The sequence below is a fragment of the Nostoc sp. NZL genome, from assembly GCF_015714705.1.
Classification (GTDB): Bacteria; Cyanobacteriota; Cyanobacteriia; order Cyanobacteriales; family Nostocaceae; genus Nostoc; species Nostoc foliaceum_A.
The window spans coordinates 16,555-30,274 of sequence record NZ_WBKL01000034.1; the positions used below are offsets into that span (position 1 = coordinate 16,555).

General features: G+C 42.7%; 8 protein-coding genes. All 8 read right to left on the reverse strand.

The features are described 5' to 3' along the window. Window positions 1–12 precede the first annotated feature (12 nt). The gene (locus tag F8R90_RS04525; protein ID WP_196509745.1) at window positions 13–2,307 is read right to left on the reverse strand and encodes a caspase family protein; all 2,295 of its coding nucleotides are present in this window, start codon (window positions 2,305–2,307) and stop codon (window positions 13–15) included. A gap of 243 nt (window positions 2,308–2,550) precedes the next feature. Next, window positions 2,551–6,330, reverse strand: coding sequence for a CHAT domain-containing protein (locus tag F8R90_RS04530; protein ID WP_196509746.1), 3,780 nt, complete (start codon window positions 6,328–6,330; stop codon window positions 2,551–2,553). Window positions 6,331–6,625: 295 nt separating this feature from the next. Continuing rightward, a complete protein-coding gene (locus F8R90_RS04535; RefSeq protein WP_196509747.1) occupies window positions 6,626–8,809 on the reverse strand; it encodes a CHAT domain-containing protein in 2,184 nt (727 codons plus the stop codon). Between the two features lie 248 nt (window positions 8,810–9,057). Next, entirely contained in the window at window positions 9,058–9,213 is a 156-nt protein-coding gene (locus F8R90_RS04540) for a hypothetical protein (protein WP_196509748.1), read from the reverse strand. Between the two features lie 118 nt (window positions 9,214–9,331). Next, window positions 9,332–9,835 (reverse strand): TniQ family protein, encoded by a 504-nt coding sequence (locus F8R90_RS04545; RefSeq protein ID WP_196509762.1) that lies wholly within the window; start codon window positions 9,833–9,835, stop codon window positions 9,332–9,334. Further along, window positions 9,835–10,671, reverse strand: coding sequence for a TniB family NTP-binding protein (locus tag F8R90_RS04550; RefSeq protein ID WP_196509749.1), 837 nt, complete (start codon window positions 10,669–10,671; stop codon window positions 9,835–9,837). Before F8R90_RS04550 ends, F8R90_RS04545 begins: the two co-directional genes overlap by 1 nt. Before the next feature lie 3 nt (window positions 10,672–10,674). Beyond that, window positions 10,675–12,390, reverse strand: a complete 1,716-nt coding sequence (locus F8R90_RS04555) for a Mu transposase C-terminal domain-containing protein (RefSeq protein WP_196509750.1) — start codon at window positions 12,388–12,390, stop codon at window positions 10,675–10,677. A 358-nt stretch (window positions 12,391–12,748) separates the two neighbouring features. Continuing rightward, window positions 12,749–13,696: a D-2-hydroxyacid dehydrogenase gene (locus F8R90_RS04560; RefSeq protein WP_331000600.1), complete on the reverse strand. Its 948-nt coding sequence runs from the start codon at window positions 13,694–13,696 to the stop codon at window positions 12,749–12,751. Window positions 13,697–13,720: the final 24 nt, after the last annotated feature.

Consider the following 13,720-nt stretch of genomic DNA (forward strand, 5'->3'; position numbering starts at 1 on the left):
TATTTATGGCATCTAAACTCTATCATTTACCTCAAACGTGATTGACATAGCTGCCATCTGTCTTGTATCAATCTGACGAATACCTGCGATCGCACTTGTACCAGTGCCACGAGTGCCTTCATCTAAGTCATCTAGTAAACTAGCGATCGCCTCTGCTGGTTCCTTGTCGAGATTTACTGGAATTCCCCGTTCTTGAGGTTTCTCGGCTCCTAAAGTCCGCAATAGCTGAATGGCTCTTGTCAAGGGTGTTGTACTAGCAATTACCAGCACTTCTGCAATCCCTGGATCTTTGCCAATTTTAAATTTATAGTTTTCTCCGCGATCGCGATCAGGGATTAAAATTTCCTGTTTTGCTGGAACTGGTTTGACATCTTCGTTACCTGGTAGCGGTGAGAGAACTGTTAACTCGCCATCGACACTAATAAGCAACACACTTATATAAAGGTCACGCGGCTCATTGTTAGCCACCAAAAATTGCACCTCGGTTCCTGGCTGAATTTTCTGGGCGTTGGATGTCTGAGGTGTTGCCCCTCTGGTTCTAGTGGGAATTTTATTCGCTCCTCCTCGCACGGTGAATGATTCTGCGACAATTTGACTACCATCTACTTTTTGCATTGCTGCTGATACTGCAAGCCGAGATGAAGTAGTATTTAACGTCAGCTTGACAATTCGGGCTGCTAGCAAAGATTTGAGTTTGGGTTGTAATCGCTTGACTGCATCGGTTACTTTTTCTATTGGTGTTCCGGCTGAACCAGGTATTAAATCTTGTGCAGGGGAAAACAAAGCAATGCTACCGACTTCTGGTAAATTTTTCACTTTCAGCTTTTGCAATTGCTGATAATAAGATGTGGTGATTCGACCCAGGATATATTGCACTTCTTGTTTTGACAACGGCACTGGTTGAATGCGTTTGATAGATTGAAGTGCTTGTTTTGCTTGCTCTATCTCCTGTCCCAGTGATGGATCGAGTCCAATGTCAAGGGTAAGGTTGCTGGGAATTGCCCGCGATCGCTCTTGTAATAATGTACCAGCTGCGATCGCCGCTCCTCTAGTTGTTGTCTGGATCAGTTTGCCTTGTGCTTTAAGTTGCTGTCGTGATTCAATCTGTACTTGCCCTTGTTCTCGTCCTTGACTATCCACCACTGTAAAGGTTGCACCTCGTCCAAAGGCTTTTAAACTCCGAGGATCTATCCCGCCTAAAAATAAATCAATTTGATTTCCTTGTACTTTGGTGACTACTGCTTCGGCTGGTGTGTTTTTTCGATTGGTAAAGTAAACTATTTGCTTGTCGTTATTACTTCCCTGTTTGACGTTAAATTCTGGTTGTTGCACAACGCCGGATGTAGGGAAATATTCTTGCAGTATTTTTTGGGTTGTGGCGATCGCACTTAGCATTACCTGATTAACTGACTCAGAGGATGTTTGCTGCCAAAGATAGCGAGTGAGTATATAAGTAAAAATACCAACAGGGGTATCAGCAAAACGCGTATCAATAGCTGACTGGTCTCGTCTAGCAGCAGCAAGCATGACTCCTTTCGGCACACCTTGTTGGCGCAATTTCACAAAGTCTGAGTTAGTCAACTTCAGCCGAGACATCAGTTGTTTTTGATATTCTTGTTCTTTAGTACTTGCTAAAAGTTGGATTTTGGAGTCTGTAATACGCAACAGTTCTTGATCGCCGGGACGCGATCGCACTGTTAAAATTCCTTTACGTGCGCCTCCAGAGTGGCAGCTATCTAGTACAAAAGTGACATTTTCTGTGTTGATAGCTTGCATTAATAACCACAGAGTATGTCCAGTAATATCATCTACCTTACCTCCGTTGTTGGGATATCCAGATGGAAGGTAACTGTTGATGGGTACAATCGTGCTAACTCGCCCATCGGCAAAAACTTTATCTGGATCGGCAACTTGAGAACCATGTCCAGAAAAGTGAAATATTGCTACATCTCCAGGCTGCGCCCACTTAATTAGATGTTCTTCAAAAGCTTGCAAGATCTTTTCACGGGTTGCCTTTTGGTCGTGTAGGATGCGAATGTCGTCAGATTGAAAGCCAAAGAGATTAATCAAAAGTTCTTTTTGGATTTGAGTATCATTGACAGCCCCTTCTAGTGGATACCATTGAAAGTCACCTACTTTTAAGTAATCATTAATACCTACTAATAAAGCCCTTTTGCGTGGGGTATTTTGAGCTAAAACTTGGGCATAGCGAACAGCTTGCTGCTCAATTTCTAATTGGCTAATCCCAAGAGTGGCTAAAGCTGAACCAGCGAACTGCAAAAACTGACGACGCTTGATGATTGACATAGCCTACTCTTTTCCCCACATCCCCAAAATAGATAAATTTTGATTCGCTGATGAAGATTATCATCTGTATATACGTATTAATACAGAAATAGGAAGAAAATAGAGTGTGTTGAAATAATTTGTAGTATTGAGGATGAAAGAAAGATTACAAGTCATTACCAATATTTATAGACAAATAAAGCTGCCATCAGGTTGAGCAAAAAACGCTGTCTAGAGTCATTAATTTGGCATCGATTTTAGATATTACTCTGCCTCGCCAATAAGGGTAAATGCTGCCCAGTCTTTGGGATTTGGATGATTTTTTATCGTTGTGAGCATTGCTTGACGTAATGCTTGAGCTTTATCTAACTTGCGCTCTTGCCAGTTGCGGTAAAACTCAGTCATCAACTCAGCCGTAGGTGCATCGGGTACAGACCACAACGAAACAATAACACTAGGTGTACCTGCGGTAATCAAGGAACGGGATAGACCAATTACACCATCACCAGTAATTTGACCTAGCGCAGTATCACAAGCACTCAGGACAACTAAATCGGCATTTAGTTTCAAGTCTAAAATTTCATCGGCGGTAAGTAAGCCATCGTTGAGTTGACCATTGCCAGATGGAGCAAGGGCGATCGCTCCAGGTACACCTAATCCTTTCACGTCATCTAATAATCCATGTGTTGCTAAATGAATGATCCTAGCTTGCGATAGCTTGGGTAACATTTTGGCTTTTATGGCTTGATTTCCGATAAATGCCTTAGTTTTAAATAGTTTAGCAATTTCATTTGCTTCCCCTTCTGACCCTGGCAAGTTAGACAACTGTTGAGGTGAATCGCCAAGTTTTGTTGTGACTTTAGGCATTGTAGGATTTCCCACAACCAATGCTGCTTGCAAATCTGCGGGGTGTGGTTTGAGCCTTTGTTGATGGGTTAAATCTAGAACTTGAATTGCAGGTGCAGTGAGAATTGTATGTTTTTCAATCAAATACTTACCATCAGCATCCTGTAAGGCGGGAAAGGGAACTAGAAACAGTTGACCTTGAGGGATGAAGATGACGTGAGAGTTTGGGTCATTGGGAAGGAGGTTGGCGATGGGATCAATAAGTAACTTGTGTAGTTGTTGTAATTGTTTTTTTTGCTCTGCTGAATCAACTACAGACTCAACCTCGATGCTTGCACGTCCTCTAACACCAATGGACTCACGGCTGCTAGTAATAAGCTTTGCTAGAGAGGTGTTTAAAGATTTTTTGAGAGCAATGGAGCGAAACTCTACCTCACCTGTAGGCTGAACGACCCAAATGTAAAGGTCTTCATCGGAAACTATGGAGTATTCAACCACAGAGGCATTTTGCGTTCGGGCAATTTGTTTGATTTGCTCAAGATTGATGATGAATTTTTTTTGCAGAGATTCAAGATTCTGCTGTTGCAGATCGGGGGATAAGCGGGATGCTAATAACTCAATAAATGCTTTTGCTCGTCCCCTTTCAGCTACTTCTAGCGCCTGATTAGTCTTCTGTTGAGCAACTAAAGCTAATTGTAGAAGTCGGTAAGTGAATTCTTGAGTATCAAAGATGGAGATTTTATTTTGATCAGTTAATCCAGGTCGCAGGGATTCCCAAATTTCAACGGCGGCTAGTAGGTTTCTTTCCGCATTGACGTACTGTTTCAAATTATAGTAAATGAAGCCAACGTTGTTGAGGGTAGTGCCTTCCTTAGAGCGATCGCCGATTGGTTTAATAATGGCTAAAGCTTGCTGATAGAACTCCAAGGCTTTGGGGTACTGTCCGAGACGGGAGTAAATCAAGCCAATATTGTTGATGCTTTCTCCAACGCCAGAGCGATCGCCGATTTTTTCACGAATGGCTAAAGCTTGCTGATAGAACTCCAAGGCTTTCGGGTACTGTCCGAGACGGGAGTAAATAAAGCCAATGTTGTTGAGGGTATTGCCAACGCTAGAGCGATCGCCGATTTGTTGGCTAATTGCTAAAGCTTGCTGATAGAACTCCAAGGCTTTTGCGTACTGTCCGAGACTGTCATAAATTCCGCCAATGTTGTTGAGGGTAGTGCCAACACCTGCGCGATCGCTGATTTGTTGACGAATAGTTAAAGCTTGCTGATAGAACTCCAAGGCTTTTGGGTACTGTCCAAGACTGTCATAAACTCCGCCAATGTTGTTGAAGGTAGTGCCTTCACCTGCGCGATCGCCGATTTGTTGGCTAATTGCTAAAGCTTGCTGATAGAACTCCAAGGCTTTCGAGTACTGTCCTAGTCTGTAGTAAATTCCGCCAATGTTGTTGAGGGTAGTGCCAACGCCAGAACGATCGCCGATTTTTTCACGAATGGCTAAAGCTTGCAGATAGAACTCCAAGGCTTTGGGGTACTGTCCCAGACTCTTGTAAATAAAGCCAATGTTGTTGAGGGTATTGCCAAGGCCAGAGCGATCGCCAATTTGTTTTTGAATGGCTAAAGCTTGCTGATAGAAGTCCAAGGCTTTGGGGTACTGTCCCAGACTGTCGTAAATTCTGCCAATGTTGCTGAGAATAGTACCAACGCCAGAGGGATCGCCGATTTTTTGACGAATGGCTAAAGCTTGCTGATAGAACTCCAAGGCTTTGGGGTACTGTCCCAGACTGTCGTAAATTGCGCCAATGTTGTTGAGCGTTGTGCTTTCACCAGAGCGATCGCCGATTTGTTGGCTAATTGCTAAAGCTTGCTGATAGAACTCCAAGGCTTTGGGGTACTGTCCCAGACTCTTGTAAATTGCGCCAATGTTGTTGAGCGTTGTACTTTCACCAGAGCGATCGCCGATTTTTTGACGAATGGCTAAAGCTTGCTGATAGAACTCCAAGGCTTTGGGGTACTGTCCCAGACTGTCGTAAATTCCGCCAATGTTGTTGAGCATTGTGCCAACACTTGCGCGATCGCCGATTTGTTTAATAATCGCTAAAGCTTGCTGAAAGAACTCCAAGGCTTTGGGGTACTGTCCTAGTCTGTAGTAAATTGCGCCAATGTTGTTGAGGGTAGTGCCAACACCTGCACGATCGCCGATTTTTTGACGAATGGCTAAAGCTTGCTGATAGAACTCTAAGGCTTTGGGGTACTGTCCCAGACTGTCGTAAATACCGCCAATGTTGTTGAGGCTATTGCTAACGTCAGAGCGATCGCCGATTTTTTCACGAATGGCTAAAGCTTGCTGATAGAAGTCTAAGGCTTTCGCGTACTGTCCGAGACTGTCGTAAATCGCGCCAATGTTGTTGAGCGTTGTGCCAACACCTGCGCGATCACTGATTTTTTCACGAATGGCTAAAGCCTGCTGATAGTACTCTAAGGCTTTCGCGTACTGTCCAAGACGGGAGTAAATTAAGCCAATGTTGTTGAGGCTTTGTCCAACGCCAGAGCGATCGCCGATTTGTTGACGAACAGCTAAAGCTTGCTGATAGAACTCTAAAGCTTTGGGGTACTGTCCCAGACTCTTGTAAATAAAGCCAATGTTGTTGAGGCTTTGTCCAACGCCAGAGCGATCGCCGATTTGTTTACGAATAGTTAAAGCTTGTTGAAAGTACTCCAAGGCTCTGGGATACTGACTTAATTTGCTGTAAGATAAGCCAATGTTGTTGAGCGTTGTAGCTTCTTGAGTGCGTTCGTCCTTGACGTTGCCGTAGGCATCGCTTACTTCCTTCCTAATTACCAAAGCTTGTTGATAAAACGCGATCGCCTGGGTAAAATTAGCCTGATTGTAGTAAACATCGCCAATACTGTAGAGAGTATTACCTTCACCCTTGCGATCTTTAGCTTGTCGATATAAAGCCAAAGATTGCTCAAATGCCTCTAATGCTGCGGGAAACTGTCTTTGCTGTAGTTTTTGTTTACCCTCTGTTAGCAGCCGATCTGCCTCATCTTCTTGATTTTCAGCAGTTTGTGCTTGTGCCAAAATTTTGTTTGTGACAACTGCAACAGCTTTGAGTTCTCCTGTGACAGCAAACGATAACAGCAGAGTTACAAGCATCACTCTCAAGCGAGCAACAGTACTTGGAAGCATATTGATAATTTGTAGATATCGGCAAATTTTAGAAGAGAATACAAGACTTTGCTGAGAATTTACGGGAAATTTATTAAATCAGGTTATTTAGTTATGCAACTCAATTGCAGACCGATACAATTCAATTGCAGGACGATACAACTCAATTGCAGACCGATACAACTCAATTGCAGACTGATACAACTCAATTGCAGACCGATACAATTCAATTGCAGGGCAATACAACTCAATAATTTACCCATCGGATTCTAAAGCGATCGCAGTCTAAAAGCATATAGCCCTCTAAAATTAAGCATTACAATCCATTACCAATTAAAATAAAAGCAGCCCAGTAGTAAGGATGACTAAGCTTATCGCTGACATTGGATGGTAAAGCTTCTATTTCAATACTATTGCGTTGCTTGCCAGCAGCATCTTGACGACCAGTAATCAAAGCTATTTGTGCCTGTCTTAAAGCTTCAGTTTTGCTGAGATTTCCTTGTATAAGCTGGGCGTAAAATACATTCATTAAAGCTTGTGTACCGCCATCATTGACTGACCACAAAGAAGCGATCGCCGCCCTTGCGCCCCGACTCTGAAACTGATAACCTAAGCCTAAAATCTCTTCACCGTTACCAAATTTACCACCAATCCCAGTTTCGCAAGCACTCAACACAACTAGGTCTACATTATTCAGCGTCCAGCTTTCGATGTCTCTCAATGTCGGGCGATCGCCATTCCCAAATAAAATAAAAGAATCCTCTGGTTGTCCGGGTACAAAGGCTGCATGAGTAGCTAAATGTACAATATTAAATTCATTCATGCGCGGTTTCATGGCTTCTAGACTGAAATCCTTATCTAGAAATTGGGTAGTATCCGCAATTGATACTGCCAGATTTGCTACCTCTTGCCCAGCAAAGGGTAAACCACGCAAACTATGTTCTTCTTGACCAATACGCACAGAGTAACTGAGTTTGATATCTGCAAAAGCTCCTGCTAATACCTTAAGTTTAGATTGGTGTACGTTGTTGAAGTTAGTCAGGGATTTAGCAGTAATGTTGTTGATGCGGTAATTTTGTACTAACCATTGGTTGCCGTCGTATAATGCTGCTAAAGGAATGTAGCGCAGTTGTCCATCAGAAGCGTAGATAATAGTTGTAGCTTTTGCCTGTTTGAGGTCAGCTTCTAGGGGTTTGATTAGCCAGTTATAAAGTTTTTGCGCTGGGATTTTTACATTGTCGTCACGATGTTCTAAAGCAGAACGAAAATCAGCAATTACTTGATTGAGTTCTTCACGCTTTACCTTGACAGGACGGCGGAGGGGTGGAGCATCGGGAGTTATGATGACCAGTTCTAGGCGATCGTCTAAGATTAAAGGATAAAGCATAACTGCATTCAGGCGACGCAAGTCATCGCGGAAAGCATCTAAATCTGCTAAATCTATATTTTGTAGTTTGACTTCACGAGAGAGTTGATTAACCAGTTTCACGACATCAGGACTATGGATGAATTGGTTAAATTGCTTGTTGAGTTCTTCTTCAAGTTGCACCAGTTGAGCAATTTTTTGTTGTTGTGCTGTGGTGCGGGTTGTTTCGGGAATTTTTCGCAGTTTGGTAAGTTCTTGTCCCAGTTGAATAGCACTGTTTTGCAGGACGTTATACTTTTGCAAAATTTCCTGTTCGGGACGCAGTATGATTAACTGTTGACCTGTTCCCCGCACATTGCGGAGATAATTATCTAATTCTTGGATTTTTAATAAGTCTAAAACTTGTTGTGCTTCAAGTACCCGGTCTTGTTGCAGCAATAAATCAGCAAGACGGCGATAGGAGTGTGCAACGGTTTTTGTATATGATTCCTGTTGTTCTTTGGGTAGAACTCGCAAATCTTGGCGAATTTTTTCTCTGACGTTGACAGATTGCTTAAAAAAAACAATCGCCAATTCCGGTTGTTTTTGTGTATCTAGGAGAAAGCCAATATTACTAAGGTTAGTACCTTCCCTAGAGCGATCGCCAATTTGTTTGCGAATGGCTAAAGCTTGCTGATAGTACTCCAAGGCTTTGGCGTACTGACTTAATTTGCTGTAGGATAAGCCGATATCATTAAGTGTTGTGGCTTCTTGAGTCCGGTCTTTTAGTTCCCTACGAATTACTAAAGCTTGCTGATAAAATTCTATTGCTTGGGCAAATTGAGTTTGATAGTAGTAAACATCACCAATACTGTAGAGTGTATTACCTTCACCTTTGCGGTTTTTAGCTTGTCGATATAAAGCTAAGGCTTGCTCAAATGCTTCTAATGCTGCTGGAAACTCTCTTTGGTTTAGCTTTTGTTTCCCCTCTGTTAGCAGTCTATCTGCCTCATCTTCCTGATTTTCAGCAGTTTGTGTCTGTGCTAAAGTCAGGTTTGCGACAACTGCAACAGCTTTAAGTTCTCCTGTGACAGCAAACGACAACAGTAGAGTTACAAGCATCACTCTCAAGCGTTCGACAGTACATAGAGGCATATTGATAATTTGTAGATATCAGCAAATTCTAGGAAAGAATACAAGACTTCGCTGATAATTTACGGGAAATTCATTAAATCAGGTTATTTAGTCATGCAACTCAATTGCAGGGCGATACAATTCAATTGCAGACCTATACAACTTAATTGCAGGGCGATGCAACTCAATTGCAGGGCGATGCAACTCAATTGCAGAGCGATGCAACTCAATTACAGGGCGATGCAACTCTATAATTTACCCATCGGATTCTAAAGCGATCGCAGTCTAAGAGGGTGTTTGAAAAGATTATGAATAACAACCGTCTGCCAAACTTCATCCTTGGTGTATCGTCCGTCATTTCCCCAGTATGCAACACCAAATTGTTGCTCGTTTTCGTCGTCGAAGCGATGCAGAAGCCCATTCACAAGCACTGCGCCGACTTATACCAAGTGCGACTTTTACAATTATATTTAATCTAGAAGTGGTGCAGTTAGACTGAATCACTCTCTAGTTAGGACATTCTAGAAATTAAAATATTAGTATTTAATAATACTTCTGGTGCGTTGTCATGTCAGCAAACGTCATAAAACACCGTTGACACCAACCATCCACCCATAACGCTGGAAACTTAAATCTTGCCCCACAGTTGGGACATTCTGAAAGCAAGCTTAACTTGTGGCGATCGCACCCCTGTATCACCTTCAACTGCCATTCAATTTTATGACATGGTGACTCAGTATAACAAGTAGCACATAACCGAATAGGCTCCATTTTCATTCCCACCCCAGCAGGCGGTAACATCTGCACTAACCTATCGACATCAACCCCCACTACAACAGCCAATGCTTCCAACTGCTGCCGAGAAGGAGGAGGATTAAACCGAAACTTTTCCCAACGAGCGATTGCACCTCCAAGTCCTGCTGCTTTACCTAACCCAGTTGGGGTTAAATCATTTGCCCGTCGAAAGCGCCCCAAAAAATGACTCAGGCTTTCTCCTTGATATGGTTGAACTATAAACAGCCAAGGCTTAATATTTTCCGCTTCCATCATTTGTACTCAGCAGCTACTTCCTTCAAAGTTTCCAAGTCAATTTTTTGCAGTCCCTTTTTTAAAGCCCGGATTGCAGTCTCTCGCAGAATCATATCCATCAAACCGATATAACCTCCAGTTGCTTCCCCTAACGTCTTCAACATCGTTTTACTGGAAAGGTTGGAAGCAACTGGCAATCTCAGTATTTGTTTCTCCCAAATATCCACCGTTCGCTTAAAATCTTCCCCTGACATCTTTCCAAAACGGTGACAAGACCGAAAACGGTTGTAAACCTGCTCATCCCGCTTAATCACTGCATCTAAGCGATCGGTTCCTACCAAAATCACTTCTATTTCTAACCTGTCAAAAATATCACGCACTTCCGCAAAAGTTTTCGGCTTAAAGCGGTCAGCTTCATCAATAATCAACATCTCTACCCCGCAACCTTTGAGAACCCGCAGTGTTCTATCTCGAATTTCTGCCACTGTTCCTTTAGTTACTTGATATTTTAAATGCTCCATAATTACCCCAAAGAATCCCTTAGCACCGCACTCCTGGGGAATTTGGATATAAGCCACGGGTACAGTTGGGGGTTTTCCTGCAACTTGAGAGGGTTTATTCCTAAGCCTATAGGCATCACAACCCATTGTTTTACCCGTTCTCGACTCACCTACCACACGCCCAGATTGTCTTGATTGGCGCTTTCCTTCCAACCAATCATGGAGAATTTGCACTTGTTCAAGTGGGACAAAACCTTTACGATTTAATCGTTGAATCTCCGTCTGTAATTTTTCACTATTAACGGGAATATCACCCAATTGTTGGGCGACTGCTTGAGCTTCTTTTGAAGTCATTTTCTAAAATCCGTAATCTTCACGCATTTGTTCGTAATCAAAAACTTCCGGCATCTCTGGCTCAGGTTCGCTATCAATAGATACTTCCTCTACTAATGACTCTGGCTCAACAGGTATAAGTTGTTTAGATTTCTTGACCTCAGCCTGCTCTACTTTCTGACGCTCTTTTTTGGTTTTCTTTTGAGTTTGGAATGTTTCGCGTTCCCTAACTTCAGCCAAAATCGAGCGATTACTCACAGCTTTACCCGCTTCCCGCACTTTACGGCTGCTAGCTTTTGCCTCATCTAGAGATAGTTCTTCCGTCTCCAAATCTTGAGCATAAGCACGAGCAATAAATACCTCTTTATCCCCTTCTATGCGATAAACCAAAATCGTTGTGATGTCTCTGGGGTCATATCGCAATACAACACTTTCCCCCGCATAACCCGCTAAGAGTTCACCTCGATACATCAAGTTTTCAAATTGCAGATATCCCCCGCGTTGAATTTGTCGCCGTGTTTGCTTCATTAAGCAAATATCCAAATCCCTCTCGGAAAGTAAATCGGGTGCTGCAATTAAACCAGACTCCCAGCGTTGAAATCTTGTCTGATCGCCCATTCGAGCATCAAGTCGCTGGTTGTAGTTATCAACGATGTAACGCACCAACATTTGCTCTAACTGCCGCAACGTTAAGCAAGCTTCTTTCTCCGCTTCCTCTGGTCGCTCTTGAACGTTTGAACCTGTATATCCTTGTAAAGTTGAGAATAATTCTGTATTTAGAGTTTTAAACGGACGCTCAACACTACCACCTTCAGATGGGCGATCGCGCAAATGACAAACAAACCCTAACTGCACTCCTATTTGCTGTAAATGGTTGGAACGAAAATCTATACCCGCATCTGTATAAAAGTGTTGCGGCAAACCAGAAGTACCCCATTCTTCGTGAAGTCCATATTCTGAACTATACTGTTTGGGCAGAATTGCATGACGTAACGCCAAAGCTACAACTTGAGAACTAGGTGCATCGTAACCCAAGTTAATCCCTATAATGCAGCGCGAATAGCTATCAATAACCGTTGTTAACCAAGGACGACTTAGAATTTTGCCATGCTGGTCTACTAATAAAACATCAACAAGGGTGTGGTCGCACTGCCAAACTTGGTTACTATGTTCTATTTGTAAGTCTTTTCCATCACGAGTTTTAACTGATAGCCGCGAACCACGCCAACCCGGACTGCGAATACTTTTACCTTGCTCAATTTTATCTATTAAGGGTTGCAAAATTCGGTAAACCGTCATGTGGGAAGGAGGCTTAACTCCCAGTTCATCAGCTCTGGCCTCCACTTTAATAAAAACCTGCTGGCGAGTCATTCTTTTACTACCTTTATTACCCTCCTTATAAGTTTTCAATACAAACTTTTGCCAGTCTTCATCAACTCGATGCTTTCCTTTATCTGCTCGTCGATTTTGTACTAGCCCAGCCAAACCCTCCTGTTCCCATTTCTCTACTAGTCGTCGCACTGTACGTACTGACTTTCCAAGCTTTTCTGCCGCTTCCTTGAGCTTTTGAGTATATGTAGTGCGATCGCTATTTTCTAAAAGACTTTGAATCACCTCCATTTTCAGCAAAGCTTCATCTGAAAGTTTAGAAACAATAACGTTTGGTTCAGTAAGATCATTATTAACATCTGCGGAGCTTGCCCAAGTTGTAGAGGTTGTAGAAAATTCTGCATTTTGCATACAGTGTTTTATTAAAACATAGTTGTATTATACTATTAAATTGACAAATAATTTGTTAATTTATGAAAACTCATGATTTTTCCAGGTTTCTGGGAAGTGACAATTAAATTGTGAAATATCTGGTATTTGACATCTAATTAGTGAATATTAGCTTGGATGGGTATAACTGTCTTAAATACCTAAAACCCTGACATAATCCTTGCTATGTCAGGGTTTTAGGTATTTAGAATATTGTGACAATATTTTGTTAAATTGACAAATAATTAGTTAATGTACATACCCATAAGTTTGCCGCAACGGCAAGCTTATGGGTAAAGTCACAATAATGGCAATCTGAATGCTCGGTCTTTTGAATTGCTCAGTATCCTGCTTGCTTATCTACGACATTCCGCAAAGGCTGACCGGTTTGGTAGCGTTTGAGATTGTCGAGAAACAGTTGTGCTATGCGCTCTTTCAGCGGTGGTGAAAGGGCTGAACAATGGGGTGTGATAAAGGCGTTCGGTAGTGACCACAAGGGGCTTTCTGGTGGCAGAGGTTCTGTAGCCACTGTATCTAATCCAGCACCCGCAATCCATCCTTCACGTAGTGCGGTGAGTAATGCAACTTCATCAACGATCGCACCACGAGCAATATTGATTAGATAAGCAGACTGACGCATAGAGCGCAATGCAGCTTCATCGATCAAGCCTTTAGTTTCTGGAGTTAACGGTGTAGCAATAACTACATAGTCGGCTGCTGGTAGGAGCGATCGCCACTCATCGGCACCCACAACCTTGTCAAAATTCGGTAGCGGTTCAGGATGGCGGCGACTCCCCCAAACTTGAACTCCAAAGGCTTTAGCGCGAGATGCGATCGCTTGACCAATATTCCCAGTACCGAGAATTAATAAAGTCGCGTCTGCCAACTCTTCGAGAAACACTCCTCTTACCCAAGTGTGTTCATTCTGCAAAGTTTGCAACTTTCGCAGATTCTTGGCGTGATAAAGCATGAATGCCAATACAAATTCCGAAATTGGAATTGCGTGAACCCCTGCGCCATTGGTGAGGATGATGTCCTTTTGCAAAAAAGTTGGCGTGAGGATGTGATTCACACCAGCACTTGGTGACTGTTGCCAACGCAGTGCTGGTGCTGCTGTCAGTACTTTGTCAAGAGTAGAGGTTTTCAGATAAAATCCGTTGACATAAACTTCTGCATCACTGGCATCACCATCGAGATTACCTTCACTATCCACCTCTACAACATCTATATCAGATGGTAGGTGTGGCTTAATATCAGCAATCAGATGATCGGGTAAAATTAGTTTCACTATTTGCTACTCCCTAATTCCATT